This is a genomic window from Pseudomonas sp. TMW 2.1634 (assembly GCF_001703595.1).
GTDB classification, from domain to species: Bacteria; Pseudomonadota; Gammaproteobacteria; order Pseudomonadales; family Pseudomonadaceae; genus Aquipseudomonas; species Aquipseudomonas fragi.
Genome location: NZ_CP016849.1, coordinates 3,691,349 through 3,711,452, shown reverse-complemented (window position 1 = coordinate 3,711,452; position 20,104 = coordinate 3,691,349). Strand labels below are relative to the sequence as shown.

General features: G+C 60.3%; 22 protein-coding genes and 1 other RNA gene. 10 read left to right on the top strand and 13 right to left on the bottom strand.

The window, feature by feature from the left end; all coding sequences use genetic code 11:
• Positions 1-214: 214 nt before the first annotated feature.
• Positions 215-664, bottom strand: coding sequence for an EVE domain-containing protein (locus tag BFC21_RS17520; protein WP_088378513.1), 450 nt, complete (start codon positions 662-664; stop codon positions 215-217).
• Between the two features lie 194 nt (positions 665-858).
• On the opposite strand from BFC21_RS17520, the gene BFC21_RS27325 reads away from it, so the two are divergent.
• Positions 859-1,008, top strand: a complete 150-nt coding sequence (locus BFC21_RS27325) for a hypothetical protein (RefSeq protein ID WP_016783031.1) — start codon at positions 859-861, stop codon at positions 1,006-1,008.
• An 18-nt stretch (positions 1,009-1,026) separates the two neighbouring features.
• Here the strand turns inward: BFC21_RS27325 and BFC21_RS17515 are convergent, their stop codons facing one another.
• The 4 genes from BFC21_RS17515 to BFC21_RS17500 form a co-directional block, all read right to left on the bottom strand.
• On the bottom strand, positions 1,027-1,632 hold the full coding sequence (locus tag BFC21_RS17515; protein ID WP_088378512.1) for a 5-formyltetrahydrofolate cyclo-ligase: 606 nt from the start codon (positions 1,630-1,632) through the stop codon (positions 1,027-1,029).
• An 85-nt stretch (positions 1,633-1,717) separates the two neighbouring features.
• A non-coding RNA gene (gene ssrS, locus BFC21_RS17510) (6S RNA) lies at positions 1,718-1,895 on the bottom strand.
• A 31-nt stretch (positions 1,896-1,926) separates the two neighbouring features.
• On the bottom strand, positions 1,927-2,244 hold the full coding sequence (locus BFC21_RS17505; RefSeq protein WP_016783033.1) for a cell division protein ZapA: 318 nt from the start codon (positions 2,242-2,244) through the stop codon (positions 1,927-1,929).
• Positions 2,241-2,450 (bottom strand): TIGR02449 family protein, encoded by a 210-nt coding sequence (locus BFC21_RS17500; protein ID WP_016783034.1) that lies wholly within the window; start codon positions 2,448-2,450, stop codon positions 2,241-2,243. The genes BFC21_RS17505 and BFC21_RS17500 overlap by 4 nt, the downstream gene beginning before the upstream one ends.
• 122 nt (positions 2,451-2,572) lie before the next feature.
• Between BFC21_RS17500 and BFC21_RS17495 the strand changes: the two genes are divergently transcribed.
• The 8 genes from BFC21_RS17495 to gcvH all read left to right on the top strand — a co-directional run bounded on the left by BFC21_RS17495 (position 2,573) and on the right by gcvH (position 11,673).
• Complete coding sequence (locus BFC21_RS17495) at positions 2,573-3,130, top strand: YecA family protein (protein ID WP_088378511.1); 558 nt, start codon at positions 2,573-2,575, stop codon at positions 3,128-3,130.
• 29 nt (positions 3,131-3,159) lie between these two features.
• Positions 3,160-4,482, top strand: a complete 1,323-nt coding sequence (gene pepP, locus BFC21_RS17490; protein ID WP_120266402.1) for a Xaa-Pro aminopeptidase — start codon at positions 3,160-3,162, stop codon at positions 4,480-4,482.
• The gene (gene ubiH, locus BFC21_RS17485; protein ID WP_088378509.1) at positions 4,479-5,666 is read left to right on the top strand and encodes a 2-octaprenyl-6-methoxyphenyl hydroxylase; all 1,188 of its coding nucleotides are present in this window, start codon (positions 4,479-4,481) and stop codon (positions 5,664-5,666) included. Before pepP ends, ubiH begins: the two co-directional genes overlap by 4 nt.
• 86 nt (positions 5,667-5,752) lie before the next feature.
• The gene (locus BFC21_RS17480) at positions 5,753-6,970 is read left to right on the top strand and encodes a 2-octaprenyl-3-methyl-6-methoxy-1,4-benzoquinol hydroxylase (protein WP_177342612.1); all 1,218 of its coding nucleotides are present in this window, start codon (positions 5,753-5,755) and stop codon (positions 6,968-6,970) included.
• Positions 6,971-7,225: 255 nt separating this feature from the next.
• On the top strand, positions 7,226-8,227 hold the full coding sequence (locus tag BFC21_RS17475; protein WP_016783039.1) for an extracellular solute-binding protein: 1,002 nt from the start codon (positions 7,226-7,228) through the stop codon (positions 8,225-8,227).
• Between the two features lie 146 nt (positions 8,228-8,373).
• Positions 8,374-9,990, top strand: coding sequence for an iron ABC transporter permease (locus BFC21_RS17470; RefSeq protein ID WP_088378507.1), 1,617 nt, complete (start codon positions 8,374-8,376; stop codon positions 9,988-9,990).
• Between the two features lie 154 nt (positions 9,991-10,144).
• Positions 10,145-11,227 carry a glycine cleavage system aminomethyltransferase GcvT gene (gcvT, locus tag BFC21_RS17465; RefSeq protein ID WP_086799384.1) on the top strand — a complete coding sequence of 361 codons (1,083 nt, stop codon included), beginning with the start codon at positions 10,145-10,147 and terminating at the stop codon, positions 11,225-11,227.
• A 62-nt stretch (positions 11,228-11,289) separates the two neighbouring features.
• Positions 11,290-11,673, top strand: a complete 384-nt coding sequence (gene gcvH, locus BFC21_RS17460; RefSeq protein ID WP_088378506.1) for a glycine cleavage system protein GcvH — start codon at positions 11,290-11,292, stop codon at positions 11,671-11,673.
• Between the two features lie 109 nt (positions 11,674-11,782).
• Here gcvH and BFC21_RS17455 read toward each other — a convergent pair whose 3' ends face one another.
• From BFC21_RS17455 to BFC21_RS17430, 6 genes are all read right to left on the bottom strand, one after another.
• Positions 11,783-12,925, bottom strand: a complete 1,143-nt coding sequence (locus BFC21_RS17455) for a DegT/DnrJ/EryC1/StrS aminotransferase family protein (RefSeq protein WP_088378505.1) — start codon at positions 12,923-12,925, stop codon at positions 11,783-11,785.
• A 291-nt stretch (positions 12,926-13,216) separates the two neighbouring features.
• Positions 13,217-13,531 (bottom strand): DUF2388 domain-containing protein, encoded by a 315-nt coding sequence (locus BFC21_RS17450; protein WP_016783044.1) that lies wholly within the window; start codon positions 13,529-13,531, stop codon positions 13,217-13,219.
• A 66-nt stretch (positions 13,532-13,597) separates the two neighbouring features.
• A complete protein-coding gene (locus BFC21_RS17445) occupies positions 13,598-14,047 on the bottom strand; it encodes an NfeD family protein (protein ID WP_120266401.1) in 450 nt (149 codons plus the stop codon).
• Between the two features lie 3 nt (positions 14,048-14,050).
• Positions 14,051-14,971: an SPFH domain-containing protein gene (locus BFC21_RS17440; RefSeq protein WP_088378504.1), complete on the bottom strand. Its 921-nt coding sequence runs from the start codon at positions 14,969-14,971 to the stop codon at positions 14,051-14,053.
• A gap of 99 nt (positions 14,972-15,070) precedes the next feature.
• Positions 15,071-16,834, bottom strand: a complete 1,764-nt coding sequence (locus BFC21_RS17435) for a GspE/PulE family protein (RefSeq protein WP_120266400.1) — start codon at positions 16,832-16,834, stop codon at positions 15,071-15,073.
• 105 nt (positions 16,835-16,939) lie between these two features.
• Entirely contained in the window at positions 16,940-17,275 is a 336-nt protein-coding gene (locus BFC21_RS17430) for a hypothetical protein (RefSeq protein WP_088378502.1), read from the bottom strand.
• Between the two features lie 127 nt (positions 17,276-17,402).
• Between BFC21_RS17430 and BFC21_RS17425 the strand changes: the two genes are divergently transcribed.
• A complete protein-coding gene (locus BFC21_RS17425; protein ID WP_016783049.1) occupies positions 17,403-17,867 on the top strand; it encodes an Lrp/AsnC family transcriptional regulator in 465 nt (154 codons plus the stop codon).
• 164 nt (positions 17,868-18,031) lie between these two features.
• On the opposite strand, the gene BFC21_RS17420 is transcribed toward BFC21_RS17425, so the two are convergent.
• The gene (locus BFC21_RS17420) at positions 18,032-18,955 is read right to left on the bottom strand and encodes a hypothetical protein (protein WP_088378501.1); all 924 of its coding nucleotides are present in this window, start codon (positions 18,953-18,955) and stop codon (positions 18,032-18,034) included.
• Between the two features lie 242 nt (positions 18,956-19,197).
• Positions 19,198-19,674 carry a glycine zipper domain-containing protein gene (locus BFC21_RS17415; RefSeq protein ID WP_016783051.1) on the bottom strand — a complete coding sequence of 159 codons (477 nt, stop codon included), beginning with the start codon at positions 19,672-19,674 and terminating at the stop codon, positions 19,198-19,200.
• Between the last annotated feature and the right edge of the window lie 430 nt (positions 19,675-20,104).

Below are 20,104 nucleotides of genomic sequence, written 5' to 3'. Positions count from 1 at the left end.
TTGACGGTTTCAAGGCGGTTGCGACTTGATGCCAGTCAAAGGAAGTCCAGAGCGTAGACGCTAAAAGCGGATGCTGCTTGTCAGGTGAGAGCGGGAGTGTTGTGGGAGCGGGCTTGCTCGCGATTCAGGCGGTGATGTCTGACAGGTAAACCACAGCGATCCCATCGCGAGCAAGCCCGCTCCCACACTAAGCCCGCTCCCACAGCGATCCGCTTTACAGCAACCCCATCACCACGGCCCATTGCTCATCGGTCACGGGCATCACCGAAAGGCGGCTGCCTTTTTGCACCAGCGGCATTTCGGCCAGGGCGGTTTGCTGCTTGAGGTAGTCGAGCTTGATCACCCTGGGGAACGTCTGCTCATGGGCCACCTGCAGCGCACTCCACGGGTTTTTTTCCGCACTGGCCTTGGGGTCGAAGTAATGGCTTTCTGGGTCCAGTGCGGTCGGGTCGGGGTAAGCGGCTTCAACGATTCGGCCTACCCCGGCAATACCCGGTTCGGGGCAGCTGGAGTGGTAGAAAAAAAACAGGTCACCCACCGTCATCGCCCGCATGAAATTGCGCGCCTGATAGTTACGCACACCGTCCCAGCGCGCTTCACCGAGCTTTTGCAAATCCTTGATCGAGAACTCGTCAGGCTCGGATTTCATCAACCAATAGGCCATTTTTCACTCCAGAAACATACTGTGGTTAATTTGCCCGACTATATTTAACTAAACCGACAGTCGGTTGACGCCAGCGTTTGCGTGTGTCTTCGTGTTGCCGCAAAATGCCCGCCTTTTAAGCTTGACGCTGCTGCACGGCCTATAACAAAAACCGTCGCTGACATCGTGTTGATTTGCCTTAAGGAGGGCAATCGATGAAACGCAAACCGGATTTACTGTGGATGCTGGTTATTTTGTTCGGTTTGGGTGTGGTTACAACGGGCTATGCGCAAAGTTTGTGGTCGAATTCGAGCGACGCGCCGATTGAACTGGCGCAACAGCAAGTACAACCTTTCAAACGCTAAACCTTGATGGATGGCCTGTCAGTGGGCGATGTACCACTGCCTGTCCGAGACCGTGCCCTGTAAAGGGACATCCCAACTGGCCTGGGCCAGGCTCTCTACCTTCTGACATTCGTGGGCCAGCCCTACCAGCGTCGGCTTGCGCCAGCATTGGCGTCTGGCCTGATACGCCAGGCTGCGGTCATAAAAGCCGCCGCCCATGCCCAGTCGCCCACCCATAGTATCGAACCCCACCAGTGGCAGCAGCACCAGGTCCAGTGCCCAGACCTTGCGCTGGCGTGCGCGGTTGATGTGGGGTTCGAGAATGCGAAAACGGTTGGGGCGCAGCGTTTCGCCGGGGGCAATGCGTTGAAACACCATTTTGGTTTTTGGCCACGCACTGAGCACCGGCAGGTAGGTGATCTTGCCCCGGCGCTGGGCTTCACGCAGCAGCAGGCGCGGATCGATTTCACCGTCAGTGGGCAGGTACAGGGCGATGTGTTTGGCGCGGCGAAACAGCGGGTGTTGCGCCAGTTGCCGGTACAGGCCACGGGCGGCCTGGCGTTGCTCGCAGGGCGACAGGTCGCGGCGGGCTTTGCGCAGCATTCGGCGAAGTTGCGGGCGGGTAGGCGTCGCAGGTTCGTTCATATGGCGTGCTGTTCAGGATCGAGGCACCGGGTGGTGGCTCGTGCAAGCCAATGCCAGCGGGTTGCTGGCATTGCGCTCGGAAATCAGGCTCCCCGACGTACCGCTGTCGGCTTGGCCCTTGAACCCGAAAGTTCAAGGTGGAAGTTGCAGTAGACCTTAAGGCTTTCCGTCTAGCGGACATGCACACCGGCCCAACGTGCAAGCTCCAGGGTAGTGCGAATCGGCTCAGGGACATCGCTAACTGGCGAATACTCCAGGGAGTGGCGCGAGTATACCCCAAAGTAACGTCTTGAATCAGCTTTGGCGTTCGTTCGGATCAGTGGCCAACACCAGGTCAACGCGATCCAGCAGGTCGCGCACCTGTTCGCGGGTGGAGCTGCTGGTCTGAACTTCGGCGACTTCCTGTTTGTGCAACAGATCGTGGGTGATATTCAGCGCGGCCATCACGGCGATACGGTCGGCGCCAATGACTTTGCCACTGCTGCGGATTTCACGCATTTTGCCGTCCAGGTAGCGGGCGGCGCTCACCAGGTTGCTGCGTTCTTCCTGGGGGCACATGATCGAATACTCTTTGTCGAGAATGTGCACGGTGACGCTACTGCTTGAACTCATGAGTCTTGCTCCAGGGCTTTGAGGCGCGAAATCATCGATTCCACCTTGTTCCGGGCGATTTCGTTTTTTTCAATGAGGTGCGCGCGTTCCTCGCGCCAAGTCTTTTCCTGAGCAATTAAGAGTGCGTTTTGCCGGTTAAGTTGCTCAACCCGGGCAATCAGCAGCTCGAGTCTGGCCATCAGTGCATGCAGGTCGGTGTCTTCCATTGTGTCCTACTGTGAATTTTCTGATGGATGGGGACTGACGCCTCGATGGTCTGGCACGTCTGCCGATGCTAGGATACAAGCCCTCCATTCTAGACATAGCGCCGCTTGGCGCCTAGCTGACCATGCCTATTCAGAATTCCCCGTATCAAGCCTTTGTAACCCTGCTGACCGCCAACGGCCATTCCGTCTCGCCTGCCGAACTGCATGGCCACCTGCTGGGTCGCAGCTGTGCCGGTTCCGGTTTCGATGCTGACGCCTGGCTGGTCGAAGCCGCCGAGCTGTTGGCAGGCGAGCCACAAGACAACGTACGCAATGCCTTGATCGGATTGCAAGAGATGGTCAAGGGTGAACTGACCAGCGACGACATGACCGTGGTGCTGTTGCTGCCCACCGACGACGCGCCGTTGACCGAGCGTGCCGCAGCCCTGGGCCAGTGGTGCCAGGGGTTCCTGTCCGGTTTCGGCCTGACCCGTCGCGCCTATTCGTTGAGCGATGAAGCCAACGAAGTGCTGCGTGACCTGGCGGCCATTGCCCAGGTGCAAGATGCTCTGGAAGAGTCCGAAGACGGCGAAAGCGACTATATGGAAGTGATGGAATACCTGCGCGTCGCGCCGCTGTTGCTGTTCACCGAAACCAAAAAAACCGCTGAAGCCGCGCCCGCCAAGCCTTCGCTGCACTGATTGAACGACAAGAGGGAAACCGTCTGCCCATGATCCATATCCCGAAATCGGAATACGCACGTCGCCGCAAGGCACTCATGGCGCAGATGGAGCCCAACAGCATTGCGATCCTCCCCGCAGCGGCGGTGGCCATTCGCAATCGCGATGTCGAACATGTTTACCGCCAGGACAGCAATTTCCAGTACCTGAGCGGCTTTCCCGAGCCTGCGGCGGTGATTGTCCTGATCCCGGGCCGGGTTCATGGCGAGTACGTGCTGTTTTGCCGCGAACGCAATGCCGAGCGCGAATTGTGGGACGGCAAGCGGGCCGGGCAAGAGGGCGCGATCCGCGACTTCGGCGCCGACGACGCGTTCCCGATCACCGATATCGACGACATCCTGCCGGGGCTGATTGAAGGCCGCAGCCGGGTGTACTCGGCGATGGGCGGCAACCCTGAATTCGACCGCAACCTCATGGAGTGGATCAATGCGATCCGCTCCAAGGCCAACCTCGGCGCCCAGCCGCCCAACGAATTCGTTGCTCTGGATCATCTGCTGCACGACATGCGCCTGTATAAATCGGCGGCAGAACTCAAGGTCATGCGCCATGCGGCGCAAATTTCGGCTCGCGCCCATGTGCGTGCCATGCAGGCCAGCCGCGCCGGTTTGCATGAGTACAGCCTGGAGGCCGAGCTGGATTACGAATTTCGTAAAAGCGGGGCAAAAATGCCAGCCTATGGCTCGATCGTCGCTTCTGGCGATAACAGCTGCATCCTGCATTACCAGGAGAACGACGCGCAGCTCAAAAGCGGCGACCTGGTATTGATTGATGCCGGCTGCGAGATCGACTGCTACGCCAGCGATATCAGCCGTACGTTTCCGGTCAACGGCCGGTTCTCGCCGGAGCAGAAAGCGATCTATGAGCTGGTGCTGGCGGCGCAGGAAGCGGCATTTGCCGAGATCGGTCCCGACAAGCACTGGAACCAGGCCCATGAAGCCACTGTGCGGGTGATTACCGCCGGACTGGTGGCGCTGGGGCTGTTGCAGGGCGACGTTGACGAACTGATCGCCAGTGAAGCCTATAAACCGTTTTATATGCACCGCGCCGGCCACTGGTTGGGGCTCGATGTGCATGATGTGGGCGAATACAAGGTCGGCGGCGAGTGGCGTGTGCTGGAAGCGGGCATGACCCTGACCGTCGAACCGGGTATCTACATCAGCCCCAATAACCTGGATGTCGCCAAAAAATGGCGCGGCATTGGCGTGCGCATCGAGGACGACGTGGTGGTCACCAAACACGGCTGTGAAATCCTGACCGGCGATGTGCCAAAAACCGTCGCCGAGATTGAAGCATTGATGGCGGGCGCGGCATGAGTCGGGTCAATCTGGCCATTATCGGTGGCGGCCTGGTAGGCGCGAGCCTGGCGCTGGCGTTGCAGGCCGGGGCCAAGGCCCGTGGCTGGAAGATCGTGCTGATCGAACCGTTCGCCCCCGGCAACAGCTACCAGCCCAGCTACGACGCCCGCTCCTCGGCGCTCAGCTATGGCGCGCGGATCATCTACGAGCGCCTGGGCCTGTGGCCGTCGATTGCCGAGCGCGGCGAGCCGATCAAGGACATTCATGTGTCAGACCGCGGGCGCTTCTCGACGGCGCGGCTGTCGGCCAGCGAAGAAGGCGTGCCAGCGCTGGGTTATGTGGTCGAGAATGCCTGGCTGGGCCAGTGCCTGTGGAAAAGCCTGGACCCGGACGTGATCAGCTGGCGTTGCCCGGCCGAAGTTATCCACATGCAACCGCTGGAAGACGGCTATCGCCTGACCCTTAACGATGAAACCACCCTGGACTGCGACCTTGCCGTCCTGGCCGATGGCGGGCGTTCGGGCTTGCGCGAGAAGCTGGGCATCCATGTGCGTCAGCAGCCGTACAACCAGAGCGCGCTGATTGCCAATATCACCCCGAGCCAGCCCCACGCGGGCATGGCGTTCGAGCGTTTCACCGACGAAGGCCCGATGGCCTTGCTGCCGTTGCCTGACAACCGCTGCGCCCTGGTGTGGACCCGTCTGGGGATGGACGCGCAGCGCCTGGCGGCCCTGGACGAGCGCAGCTTTTTGAGCGAGCTACAGGGCGTATTCGGCTATCGTCTGGGCACTCTCAAACAAGTGGGTGCGCGGCATCTGTACCCCCTGACCCTGATTGAAGCGCAAGAGCAGGTACGCCCGCATCTGGCGGTGCTGGGCAATGCCGCCCACAGCCTGCATCCGATTGCGGGGCAGGGCTTCAACCTGTCCCTGCGTGATGCCCAGGCGCTGGCCGACGCCTTGTTGGCCAGTGACAAGAACCCGGGTGATTTCGCGACCCTGTTGAGTTATCAACAGGCGCAACAACTCGACCAGCAATTGACCATTGGTTTTTCGGACAAGGTGACGCGGGTATTTGGCAGCGAGCAGCCACTGGTCTCGTTTGGTCGAAACCTGGGCCTGCTCGGCCTCGATCTGCTGCCCCCGGCCAAGCGCTGGTTTGCTCGCCAGGCGATGGGCCTGGGCACCCGCGCAGACAGTTGATGACGAGCGGGGCGAACGCGCCCCGTGTCGATCCATTTTTTCAGGTGCGGCGTACGCCGCTAGCGAGACAGGCTTAAAGCATGGAAATGCGCGCAGATCTGCTGATTGTTGGGGCCGGAATGGTCGGAAGCGCACTGGCGCTGGCGCTCAAGGACAGCGGGCTGAAAATCCTGCTGCTCGACGGCGGCCCGCTGAGCGTCAAGCCCTTTGCTGCCCAAGCGCCCTTCGAACCCCGGGTCAGTGCCCTGTCGGCGGCCAGCCAGCGCATCTTGCAGCGCCTTGGCGCCTGGGACGGCATCACCCGCCGCCGCGCCAGCCCGTATTCCCACATGCACGTGTGGGATGGCAGCGGCACCGGGCAGATCCACTTTTCGGCGGCCAGCGTGCATGCCGACGTGCTGGGGCATATCGTCGAAAACCGCGTGGTGCAGGACGCCCTGCTGGAGTGCCTGCAGGGCAGCTCTATCGAGATGCTGGCCAATGCGCGCATGGAGCAGATGCGCCGCTCTGGCGACGACTGGCTGCTGACCCTTGCCGATGGCCGCACCTTGCGGGCGCCGCTGGTGATTGCTGCCGATGGGGCGAACTCGGCTGTGCGCCGCCTGACCGGCTGTGAGACCCGCGAGTGGGATTACCAGCACCACGCCATCGTCACCAGCGTGCGATGCGCCGAGCCGCACCAGCAGACGGCCTGGCAGCGTTTTACCGATCACGGCCCGCTGGCGTTTTTGCCGCTGGAACGTGACGGTCAGCAGGACTGGTGCTCGATTGTCTGGTCGATCACCCCCGAACAAGCCCAATACCTGATGACGCTGGACGACGCAGCGTTCTGCCGCGAGCTGGAGCTGGCTTTTGAAGGCCGGCTGGGCAGCGTGTTGAATGCCGACCCACGGGTATGTGTGCCACTGCGTCAGCGTCATGCCAAACGCTATGTGGCCGAAGGCCTGGCGCTGATCGGTGATGCGGCGCACACCATCCACCCGCTGGCCGGGCAGGGCGTGAACCTGGGCTTCCTGGACGCGGCGGTGCTGGCGCATGTGCTGCTGCATGCGGTTGACCGTGGCGAGCGTTTGGCTGATGTGCGTGTGCTAAGCCGGTTCGAACGTCGACGCATGCCGCATAACCTGGCGTTGATGGCGGCGATGGAAGGCTTTGAGCGGTTGTTCCAGGCGGACTCGCTGACCGCCCGGTTGCTGCGCAATACCGGTTTGAAATGGGTGAATAAAATGCCCGAGGCCAAGGCCTTGTTTGTGCGTCAGGCACTGGGCCTGAGTGGTGACCTGCCGCCGCTGGCCAAACCCTGATTGATGCCTTTGATCTTGTAGCAGCTGCCGAAGGCTGCGTTCGGCGGCGAAGCCGTCGTAGAGTCAGTGTTCACCGTGAGCCTGACACACCGCAGACTTCGCGCTTGCGACGGCTTCGCCGCCGAACGCAGCCTGCGGCAGCTGCTACGAGTACTTAGCAACATCTGGTAACGGCTCCGCTTCGAGTTAGGTTGAGATGGGAAATGTGATTCACTACCATTTACGCCCGATTCGCATCAAGAGAGACCGCCCTCCATGTTGGCACCCAAGCGTCTACTGACTGCCCTGGCCCTTACCGTATTTGCGAGCAGCGTTTCTGCCGCCGATGAAGTGGTGGTTTATTCTTCGCGTATCGACGAGCTGATCAAACCGGTATTTGACGCGTACACCGCCAAAACCGGGGTCAAGATCAAGTTCATCACCGACAAGGAAGCGCCGCTGATGCAGCGCATCAAGGCAGAAGGCCAGAACGCCACCGCCGACCTGTTGCTCACCGTGGACGCCGGTAACCTGTGGCAAGCCGAGCAAATGGGCATCCTGCAGCCGTTCACGTCCGAGGTGATCGACAAGAACATCCCGCCGCAATATCGCTCCTCCAGCCATGAATGGACGGGCCTGAGCCTGCGGGCACGGACCATCGCCTATTCGACCGACCGGGTTAAACCTGAAGAACTGTCGACCTACGAGGCGTTGGCCGACAAGAACTGGGAAGGCCGCCTGTGCCTGCGCACCGCCAAGAAGGTGTACAACCAGTCGTTGACCGCCACCATGATCGAAGTGAACGGCCCGGAAAAAACCGAAGAAATCCTCAAGGGCTGGGTCAACAACCTGTCCACCGACGTGTTCTCGGATGACATCGCCGTGCTTGAGGCAATCAACGCCGGGCAGTGCGACGTGGGCATCGTCAACACCTACTACTATGGCCGCCTGCATAAGCAGAAGCCGGATCTGGCGGTGAAGCTGTTCTGGCCCAACCAGGCGGACCGTGGCGTTCACGTCAACCTGTCGGGTATTGGCCTGACCAAGTACGCGCCGCACCCTGAAGCGGCCAAGGCCCTGGTGGAGTGGATGACCACCCCTGAAGCGCAATCGATTTTTGCAGGCGTGAACCAGGAATTCCCGGCCAACCCGAGCGTTGCACCCTCGGCTGAAGTCGCCAGCTGGGGCAGCTTCAAGGCCGACGCAATGCCGGTCGAAGTGGCAGGCAAGCGCCAAGCCGAAGCCATTCGCATGATGGACCGTGCCGGCTGGAATTGATCGAACCATGAAGTAATACCTGTGGGAGCGGGCTTGCTCGCGATAGCATTGCCGGGGTTTTATTGGAAACCGCGGCGGTTGTATCGCGAGCAAGCCCGCTCCCACATTTGTTTTCGCATTGTCCCATCCACCTCCGAGAGTTTTTCGTGGCCCATCCTGCCCAACGTCGCTGGTACCCGCTGGTTTTTGTCATTGCTGCCCTGGTGCTGCTGCCGCTGAGCGTGCTGCTGCTGTCCTGGCAAAGCATTGATACCCAGATCTGGAGCCACTTGTGGGACACGCAGATGCCGCGCCTGCTGGGCAACACCCTGACCCTGATCGTGGGTGTGGGCATCGGCGTCACGCTGCTGGGCGTCAGCCTGGCCTGGTTGACCAGCCTGTGTGAGTTCCCCGGCAGGCGCTGGCTGGACTGGGCGCTGATGCTGCCGTTTGCGATCCCCGCCTATGTGCTGGCGTTCGTGTTTGTCGGTTTGCTGGATTTCGCCGGGCCTGTCCAGACCCTGCTGCGTGAATGGTTCGGCATGGGCCTGCGGCTGCCCCGGGTGCGCTCCACGGGGGGGGTGATCATCGTACTGATCCTGGTGTTCTACCCCTACGTCTACCTGCTGGCGCGCACGGCCTTTCTGGCCCAGGGCAAAGGCCTGATGGAAGCGGCGCGGGTGCTTGGGCAAAGCCCGTGGCAGGCGTTCTGGCGTGTCGCGTTGCCGATGGCGCGCCCGGCGATTGGCGCAGGTGTGGCGCTGGCGTTGATGGAAACCCTCGCCGATTTTGGCGCCGTGTCGGTGTTCAATTTCGACACCTTCACCACCGCCATCTACAAAACCTGGTATGGCTTTTTCAGCCTGTCGACGGCGGCGCAACTGGCCAGCCTGTTGTTGCTGGTGGTCATGGTGGTGCTCTATGGCGAGCGCCGCGCTCGCGGGGCCAGCCGGGCCGGTAACGAACGGCCACGGGTCAGCGCCCTGTATCACCTGCGCGGTCCCAAGGCGTGGCTGGCCAGCGGCTGGTGCCTGCTGGTATTTGCCTGTGCGTTCGTGATCCCGATGCTGCAACTGGTGGTGTGGTTCTGGCAGCGCGGGCGCTTTGACCTGGATGAGCGTTACACCGGCTTGATCCTGCACACTTTGTATCTGGGCGCGATGGCAGCCCTGATTACGGTCAGCGTGGCGCTGGTGCTGGCCTTTGCCCGACGGCAGGCACCCACCCCGGCCATCCGTGCCGGGGTCAGCCTGGCGAATCTGGGCTATGCCTTGCCGGGCTCGGTGCTGGCGGTGTCGATCATGCTGGCGTTCAGTTATCTGGACCGCGAACTGGTTATCCCGGTCTCGGGCTGGCTGGGTGGCGCGGGCAAGCCCTTGTTGCTGGGCAGCCTCTCGGCCCTGCTGCTGGCATATCTGGTGCGGTTTATTGCCGTGGCCTACGGCCCGCTGGAAAACAGCCTGGCGCGTATTCGTCCCTCATTGCCTGAAGCAGCCCGTAGTTTGGGCGTCAGTGGTCCGCGACTGTTTTTCAAAGTGTATCTGCCGTTGCTGCTGCCGGGCACCTTGAGCGCTGCGCTGCTGGTGTTTGTGGATGTGCTCAAGGAGATGCCGGCGACCTTGCTGATGCGCCCGTTTGGCTGGGATACGCTGGCCGTGCGCATCTTCGAGATGACCAGCGAGGGCGAATGGGCGCGGGCTTCGCTGCCTGCCTTGACCCTGGTGCTGGTCGGTTTGTTACCGGTCATCGGTTTGATCCGACGCTCGGCCCATCGCATCGGTTAGGTGCCAGTCCTCCTGCATGCGGCTACAATGCGCGGCATTCGGTGCGGTCTGTCTGTCAGGCCAGGTTTCTGCGTGATGTAAGAAAGCCACTTTTTTTGGCTTGAAATGCTCCGCAGCCTGTCCGCACCTTCGCCAAGCCCGGAAGGAGAAACCCATGGGACAGCGTACGCCTCTGTATGACCTGCATCTCGCCCTGGGCGCGAAAATGGTCGATTTTGGCGGTTGGGATATGCCCTTGCATTACGGCTCGCAGGTTGAGGAGCACCATGAGGTGCGTCGCGACTGTGGGGTTTTTGATGTCTCGCATATGACCGTGATCGACATCGCCGGGCTACAGGCCAAGCAATGGTTGCAGCATTTGCTGGCCAATGATGTCGAACGCCTGAACACCCCCGGCCGCGCCTTGTACAGCGCCATGCTCAACGAGCAGGGCGGCGTGGTCGACGACATGATCGTCTACCTGATGCCCGACGGTTACCGGCTAATCGTCAATGCCGCCACCCGCGATCAGGATCTGGCCTGGATGCAGGCGCAGTCCCGCGGTTATGACGTGCAATTGCAGGAGCGCCCGGAGCTGGCCCTGCTGGCCATCCAAGGGCCACAGGCGCGGCATAAAGTCGCCGAACTGGTGAGCCAGGCCCGTGGCCAGTTGATCCAGCAGCTCAAGCCCTTTGAAGGGCAGAGCTGCGGCGACTGGTTTATCGCCCGCACCGGTTACACCGGCGAAGATGGCCTTGAAATCGTGCTCCCTGCCGATCAGGCCCCGGCTTTTTTCAACGATCTGGTGGGTGCCGGTATTTCACCTATCGGCCTGGGCGCCCGCGACACCCTGCGTCTGGAAGCCGGCATGAACCTCTACGGGCAGGATATTCACCTGTCTGTTTCCCCTCTTTGCGCCAATATGGCCTGGACCATCGCCTGGGAGCCTGCCTCGCGCAAGTTCGTGGGCCGCGAAGCGCTGGAGGCCGAAATGGCCGGTGGCGTGCAGCTCAAACTGGTGGGTTTGGTGCTTGAAGAGCGTGGTGTTTTGCGCGCTCACCAGGTGGTTCGCATCGCCAATGTTGGCGAAGGGGAGATCACCAGTGGTAGTTTCTCTCCTACGCTAAGCAAATCGATCGCTCTGGCGCGAGTTCCGATGGCAACGGCTGACCGTGCCGAGGTCGAAATTCGTGGCAAGTGGTACCCGGTTCGCGTAGTCAAACCGACTTTTGTACGTCTTGGCAAAGCCTTGATCTAACGTTTACTGGCGGGCGTGCACTGAGTGCGCGCCGCTGACATTTCTTCTTGAGGACACTGAATATGAGCCTGATCCCTGCCGAGTTGCGCTTTGCTGAAAGTCACGAGTGGGCACGCCTGGAAGCAGATGGCACGGTTACCGTCGGCATCAGCGATCACGCTCAGGAAGCCTTGGGGGATGTGGTGTTTGTTGAACTGGCCGAAGTCGGCAAAGTGTTTGCGGCAGGCGATACCGCAGGCGTTGTGGAGTCGGTAAAAGCCGCGTCTGACATTTACTCGCCGGTATCGGGGGAAGTGATTGCCGTCAACGAAGCCCTGGCTGACAGCCCGGAGTCGCTGAACACCGAACCGTACGCCAGCTGGATCTTCAAGCTCAAGCCAAGCAACACCGCCGAGCTGGAAAAACTGCTGGACGCTGAGGGCTACAAGGCAGCCATCGGCGAGTAATATCGGCTTGATAATTGTGGCAGCGGGCTTGCTCGCGAGGGTCTCACTGCGGTTTACCTGACAGACCGCGTGAGCCGTATCGCGAGCAAGCCCGCTCCCACATGCCGCCTTATGCGGCGCTCAAGACTGCTTTTACTGCCGCCACCGAACGCTCTACATCGGCCTTGGTCATCGCCGTAAACATCGGCAACGACACGATCAGGCGCCCGACACGTTCGGCCACCGGGAACATACCTTCCTTAAAGCCCAACGCACGATACAGGCTCAGCAAGTGAATCGGCGGGTAGTGGTAGCCGATGCCCACACCCAGCGCCTGCATTTCCTTCATAAAGGTTGCGCGTGCAGGCTGGCCGTCCTTGCGCTCAGGCAGCACAAGCTGGAACAGGTGCCAGTTGGTGTTGTTGAAGTCCGCCACTGGCAGTTGCGCGCCGTATTCAGCCTCAAAATCCGCCCCGAAGCATTCGAAGTAATGCTTGGCCAGCGCCCGACGATGGGCGGTGATGGTTTCGATATGGGCAAACTGGCCCAGACCAATCGCAGCGGCAATGTCGGTCATATTGAACTTGCCACCCAGCACATCGACATCCAGACCGTCGAAACCGGTACGGGTCACGCCTTGCAGGCGATATTTCTCGGCCAGTCGTGCTTCTTCTTCATTGTTCAGTACCAGGCAACCGCCCTCGGATGAGGTGATGTTCTTGTTGGCCTGAAAGCTGAAAGACACGAAGTCGCCGCGTGCGCCAATGCGCTCACCTTGCCAGCTGGAACCCAGGGCTTGAGCCGCATCTTCAACCACGCGCAGGTTATGTTTTTTGGCAATCGCGTAGAGCGCGTCCATGTCCACCGGCAAGCCTGACAGGTACACCGGAATGATGGCCTTGGTGCGCGGGGTAATGGCTGCTTCGAGCTTGTTCAGGTCGATATTGCGGGTTACCGGGTCGATATCGGCAAATACTGGCGTGGCGCCGACTTCGATAATCACGTTGGCCGTGGCGACCCACGAAATCGGCGTAGTGATCACTTCATCGCCAGCACCGATACCGGCGATGCGCAGAGCGATTTCCATGGTGCAAGTGCCGGAGTTGAAGGTGCGCACCGGGCGCCCGCCAAAGTACTCGGACAATTGCGCTTCGAATGCCTGAACCTTGGGCCCGCTGGTGATCCAGCCCGAGCGCAACACGTCGCCCACGGCAGCAATGGTGGCTTCATCGATAGAGGGTTTGGAAAACGGCAGGAAAGGCAGCGAGCTCATAGAGGCAGGACGTCCGATGTGAGTGAAATGGGTTAATCGTAGAGCACTAGCATAGCGCCCAAGATCATACCCGCAGGATCGCTCACCTCGGGTGAAAATTCTGTATGGCGGCTGAACCGCAAGGGCCCCGGTGTGTATTGCGTAGCAGCTGCCGAGGGACGAAGGCTGCGTCCGGCTGCGAAGCAGTCGTAAAGTCTGCAATCGCACTGTGTCAGACACACCGTGGGAACAGCTTTTACGACTGCTTCGCAGCCGGACGCAGCCTTCGGCAGCTGCTACAGATGGAGATAATTACTCCGCTGAAGCGTTTTTAGCCAGGATCGCGTTGGCAAGATCCATGTCGCTGACTTTCAGGTTCGGGTTGTCAGCGCGCACTTGCTGCATGGCCGACTCCAGGTACGGGCCACGGATCGAACCGTTGCTGGCCACAAAGCTGCCCGCGTCATCTTGAGCGGCAATGACTTTGCGGTCTTTTTTGAACGTCAGGTAGGTGGACCCGGTCGTCGCACCGGAGGACAGCACATTGCGCCAGAAGCTGTCGGCCATCGCAGAGCCAACAGGAAGGGACAGCAAGGCAATAGCGGCTACAGCATATTTAAGACGCATGACGGTGACTCCGAATAGGTTAGCTATCGAATTGGATTGTATTTAGCCCCCCGGAGTTCCGTAACCTCAAGGCACAATTTCGACGCTCAGCACCGCACCGTTTTGCCCTGTCACGCGCACCGGTGTGCCCACGGCGGCGTCCGGCCCTATGGCCATCCACACACTGTCGCCCACCTTGATTTTGCCCCGGCCCTCAACAATCGCCTGTTGCACGATAAAGGTACGGCCGATCAGTTCGTGGCCGCGACGGTTGAGGTTCGGCTGGTCGCCACTTTCGCCAGCGCCACGCTGGCGCCGCCACCAGAAAACTGCCGTGAGGATCGCCAGCACGCCAAACAGGGGCAGCTGCAGTGTCCAGGGCAGCCCTGGGGCGAGGAACGTCAACGCTCCCACCATCAGGGCGGCCAGACCTGCCCACAGCAGGTAACCACCGGCGCCGAATACTTCCAGGATCAGCAGCACCGTGCCCAGCGCCAGCCAGTCCCAGTAGTTCAGGTGTTGCAGGAACTCCCACATGTATCAGGCCTTTTTGCTGTCAAAAGTGGCTTTGACGATTTCGCTGATGCCACCCACCGCGCCGATCACCTGGCTGGCCTCCAGCGGCATGAGAATGACCTTGCTGTTGTTGGCAGAAGCCAGCTTGCCCAACGCATCGATGTATTTTTGCGCCACAAAATAATTGATCGCCTGCACGTTGCCTGAGGCAATGGCTTCTGACACTACTTGTGTGGCCCGGGCTTCGGCTTCGGCCTGGCGCTCACGGGCTTCGGATTCCAGGAACGCCGCCTGGCGACCGCCTTCGGCTTCGAGGATTTGCGCCTGTTTTTTGCCTTCGGCCGTCAGGATGGCTGCGGCCCTCAGCCCTTCAGCCTCAAGAATTTGCGCACGCTTGATACGTTCGGCTTTCATTTGCCCGGACATGGCGGCCATCAGGTCGGCTGGCGGGCTGATGTCCTTGATCTCGATACGGGTGATCTTGATGCCCCACGGCGCCGTTGCTTCATCGACCGTGCGCAGCAGTTTTTCGTTGATGCCATCACGTTGGCTAAGCATGGCATCCAGCTCCATAGAGCCCAGCACGGTGCGGATATTGGTTTGCAGCAGGTTGCGAATGGCATGCTCGAGGTTGTTGACCTCATAGGCGGCTTGCGCCGTGTTGACCACCTGGAAGAAACACACGGCATCGATCTGTACCGTGGCGTTATCGGCGGTAATCACCTCTTGCGGCGGGATATCCAGCACGCTTTCCATTACGTTGATCTTGCGCCCGATGCGGTCCATCACCGGGATGATGATGTTCAAGCCCGGTTTCAGGGTGTTGGTGTATCGCCCGAAGCGCTCCACCGTCCATTGATACCCTTGCGGCACCACCTTGAAGCCCATGAAGAGCACGGCGATAGCCAGGGCGACAAATAACAGGATCACTGTACCCACTTGCATGATCATTCCTTGTTTTTGAGGTGTAAGAAACAAACGAACGCCGAGTGTAACGATCAAGAAAATTGCCAGGCTGATTAGATTTTAGTCAAAACAATTCAACTACGCGGGGGTAACTCGCAGTGCTTCTTCCAGGGAGGTCGCGGCAGAGGCGACTTTGTGAGCGGCTGCCAGCCTCAGGCTGAGCATGCCTTGAGCGCTTGCCAGCTGACGAATGGCGGTCAGGTCAGTCTGCGGGCCAATCAGTGCCTTGAGCTGTTCGCTCAATACCATGATTTCGCACACACCGACGCGCCCGTGGTAGCCGCTAGCCCGGCACTGGGTACAGCCCACGGGGCGGTACACCGTTATGGGGGTTGCATGGGCCCAGCCCGGGGCAAAGCCCGACCAGGCGTCCGGGTTCAGCGGCTGCGCGGCCTTGCAGTCAGGGCACAGGGTGCGCACCAGCCGCTGGGCCATCACCCCCAATAAGGTGGCTTTGATCAAATAGGGCGCGACCCCGAGTTCCAGCAGGCGGCTGATGGCGCTGGGGGCGTCGTTGGTGTGCAGGGTCGAGAGCACCAGGTGGCCGGTCAGGGCGGCCTGAATGGCCACTTCAGCGGTCTCCAGATCGCGTATTTCACCGAGCATGATGATGTCCGGGTCCTGGCGCAGCAGTGCCCGCACGCCATTGGCGAATGTCAGGTCGATGCCGGGTTGCACCTGCATCTGGTTAAACGCCGGCTCAATCATCTCGATGGGGTCTTCGAGAGTACACAGGTTGACCTGGGGAGTGGCCAGTTGCTTGAGCGTTGCATACAGGGTGCTGGTCTTGCCTGAGCCGGTGGGGCCGGTGATCAGGACAATGCCATTGGCGCGGGTGGTCATTTGCTGCCAGCGTTGCCTGTCTTCGGGGCTGAGGCCCAGTTGGTCGAAGCTCTTGAGCAGCACCTGCGGGTCAAAAATGCGCATCACCATTTTTTCGCCAAAGGCGGTGGGCAAAGTGGCAAGCCGCAGCTCCACCTCAGCACCCTGCGGCAGACGGGTTTTTATCCGGCCGTCCTGGGGCTTGCGCTTTTCGGCGACATTCATCCGGCCCAGGCTCTTGAGGCGACTGACCACGGCCACGGCGACCTGTGGCGGGAACTGGTAAACATCATGCAGCACGCCGTCGATGCGAAAACGCACGCCAGCCTTCTCTCGGCGGGGCTCCAGGTGGATATCGCTGGCGCGTTGTTCAAAGGCGTATTGAAACAACCAGTCGACGATATTGACGATGTGGGCGTCGTTGGCGTCCGGCTCCCGGTCGCCTGTGCCCAAGGTCAGCAGCTGTTCGAAATTGGCCAGGGGGCTGGTTTTCTGGTCGTTGAGCGCAGCCCCTGTGACCGATTTGGCCAGCTGGAAAAACTCCACGCTCAGGCGCTGGATTTCCAGGGGGTTGGCAATGACCCGCCGGATCGGGCGCTTGAGCGAGTGACGCAAGTCGGCCTCCCAACTGCTGACCCAGGGCTGGGCACTGGCAATCGTGATGGCTGAGGCATCGGCCGCCACCGCGATGATGCCATGCCGTTGGGCAAAGGCCAGGGACATTGCCCCGGTCACTGTGGCGGCATCCACCTTGAGCGGGTCAAGGCGCAGGTAGGGTTGCCCGGCATGGTTGGCAAGCCAGGCCGTTAAGGTTTCAAGGTCGAGCAACTTGCCGTCCCGGCCGCCATCGCAAAATTGTTGCTGTGCAAGAAATACCAGAGGGTGCAGGGCGGCGGGTGCTTCATGACTGCGCCGCAAGGCCTGCTCGGCGCAACGTTGCGAGATCCGGTTTTGCCCCAGCAGCGCGGATAACAGAGTGTCGAGGTCCAGCCAGCGGTCATGGGAGGGGGTGATGCGCATAACGGCTCCTTGAGGCATCGGCGCAGACAGATCCTTGTCCGGCCATGAACCTTTAAAGCCTAGTTGCGCTGCGGTGCCCTGCCGGCCGCCAATGGTTGCGAACTATTACCCGCAGGCTTGCATTGCCGGGTCCTTGGCGGCCGGCACGGGTTGCAGCTGCAGGTCGAAAACGCTGATCAGGTTGCGCAGTTTTTCGCCAATGATCTGGGCACGGTGCCAGCTCTGCTCGTGACTGCGAATTTCAATGCTCAAGGTGTCCCCATCGCGGACCGCTTGCACGTGCTGAGGGATCAGTTGCTGCAAGGCAAACAGGTTGAGCACCCGGCACAGCACGTCGGCATCGGCTTCGGCCTGGATACGGAACAGCACCTGGCAAGGCGCGGCATGGCTGGCCCAGACGTCGGGGCGAGGTGAGGGGGTGATGACTTCCAGATGCGGCATGCAAGGGCTCCAGTTCAGGCTGGGGAAATATTTACACGTCGCGCGGGAATTTTTTTATCTAAGATGCTTTGAATTGACGATAAATAGACTTGTTCAAGTCTCAAACTATTCATTCAAAGGTATTTCTATGCAAAGCGAGCTGGATGCTTACGACCGCCGCATATTGGCCCTGCTGCAAGAGGACGCTTCGCTGTCCAGTGCGCAGATCGCGGAGAAGGTGGGGCTGTCGCAATCACCTTGCTGGCGGCGGATCCAGCGGATGAAGGACGAAGGCATCATTCGTGGCCAGGTGACGTTGCTCGATCGCAAGAAAATCGGCCTCAACACGCAAATTTTTGCCGAGATCAAACTTAATGCCCACGGTCGCTCAAACTTCACCGAATTTACTGACGCGATCCGTGGTTTTCCCGAAGTGCTGGAGTGTTATGTGCTGATGGGTGCGGTGGATTTTTTGCTGCGCATCGTGACAGCCGATATTGAGGCCTATGAGCGGTTTTTCTTTGAAAAACTGTCGATGGTGCCAGGCATCCAAGAGGTGAACTCGATAGTGGCGTTGTCCGAGATCAAGTCCACCACCTGCTTGCCAGTCTGAAGCCCTGCACGCAAAACGGCCTTCGCAAGGAAGGCCGTCGGCAGAGGTTGCGCGGTGTTATCAGTGAACAAACAGCGCAATCAGAATAATGATCGGGATTGGAATACCGAGGAAAAACAGCAGAAGTGAGCGCATTTTATTCTCCAGTCAGCGGATAGCCCGAGTTAAACCAGCGGGGTTGTGGTGGTGGGGGTCAGATAGATCACGGCATCGCGGCGACGGCCGCCGAAGGTGGCGCACAGGCTGGCAAAGAAAGCGCCGATCAGCAGGGTGATAAACATCCACAGGGTGGACCAGGCGGCGACTTTGGCGGCCGTGTCAGCAGCTTCCTTGGCCTTGACCTTGGCCTCTTCAACGGCCTGATGGGCCTTGGCGTAAACCTGGTCGACCCGTTGTTCGGCTTCAGGCTGGCTGAGGTTAGTGCGCTGGGCGATGATCTGGGCCAGGTAGGTACGGTCTTCGCTGCTCAATTGGCCGTCATTGGCCAGGCTGTGGGCAAAGATGCGCGCCACGGTGCCATGAGCGGCGTCTTCACTGACAGCGGTACCGCGATCATCGCGAAACAGGCTGTCGATAAAGTAGTCCGAACCTTTATCGCTCTTGCCCGCGGCGGCGCTGCCGGCTGCACTGCTGATCGCCGATGCGGCACCTGAAGCCACGCTGGCCCCGGCTTGCACGCCGCTGCCGATTACGCTGCTGACCGAGCCTGCAACCAGGGTAGCAGTGACCAGCGTGGCCACGGCCCAAGCCAGAAAACCATGGGCGGTGTCGCGAAAGTAGGCTTCATCGCCATGCAAGTTGGTCCACTTGACCCGCAAGCGACCGGCCAGATAACCACCCATGCCGGAAGCAATGATCTGGGTGACCGCCAGCCAGATAATGGCGGTAATGCCCAGGCCCTTGGCGCCCACGCCTTCATTGGCCCAAGGCGAGACGGCAGAAAATCCAAGCCCCGCGCCCAGCATCAGCAGCAGCAGGGAAAGGACGGCAGCAGTGGCAGCGCCGGCAAAGATCGCGGCCCAGGAAACACCTGATTGGCCAGAGGAATCTTGCAGGGCTGCGGGATAGTGCTCAGTGGTCCCGATCATTGTTGTTGTGCTCCTGAATGGTAGGAAGTGCAGCGTTCATTCAGGTCATTGCAGGGGATGTGCCAACCGTATGCCTGCAGGTAATTCCATACCTTTCAATGGCTTGCAAATGGCTGGTTTTTTCGGTGCATGCAGATTGCATGATCAGGGCCAAAACAGGCGGGCGTAATGCATTGAAACAATTTGCCTGGAGCTGGCGCAGGCCAAAAAAAACGGGAGCCTTGCGGCTCCCGTTTTACGCATCAGTCGTTGTGACGATGCTTGTTTTTGCGATGGCCATACGCGTGGCCACGGCCGCGATGGTCGTCGCGGTAGTAGCGACGGTTATCGCGGTCGCGATAGCGGCGATCGTCGCTGTCGCTTTTATTGCCCATGTAGTTACCCAGCGCGCCACCGGCACCACCGCCAGCGGCCGAGCCTACCAGGGCACCTGTGCTGCCGCCGACACTGCGGCCCAGCACGTTGCCGCCTGCAGCACCCAGTGCGCCGCCAATGGCTGCTTCGCCACGGCTGCGTTTGTCGGCACCTACGGCACTACCTGCCGCACCACCCACACCTGCACCAATCGCAGAACCGGTCGAGCCGCCGAGCTGTTGGCCAACAACGGCGCCAAGAACCCCGCCTAATGCGCCGCCTACACCGGCTTCGGTGGTGCCACCGGCCGAGGCTACGCCACTGACCAGGCCAAGGGACAACAAGAGAATCGAGGTGAGCTTCATAAATGAGCCTCAAAGAGATGACGGCGCGATCCTGAGGCTGCAAGCGGTTGGTGACAATCGAAATCCGACGAGTAGCACGAGTTGTACACAATTCTATAAGTTGTTGTTTTTACTGGGGAACTTAATCGAATTTTGCCGGTCTGTTAGCTAGTTCGGTGAGGCCGTTTTCGTAGGAAAACGGCCTTTTTTGTGGCCGCAGTTCAGAGGCGCGCTGCTTGAATGTGGGAGCGGGCTTGCCCGCGATTCAGGCACCGCGGGATGACGGTCAAACCGCGGCGATGCCATCGCGGGCAAGCCCGCTCCCACAATGATCCTGCAAGCCGTGAATTCTGCTGGCCATGCATAATCTGTGGGAGCTGGCTTGCCTGCGATGCAAGCGACGCGGTCTGTCAGGTATTGGGCGGCGATGCCATCGCGGGCAAGCCCGCTC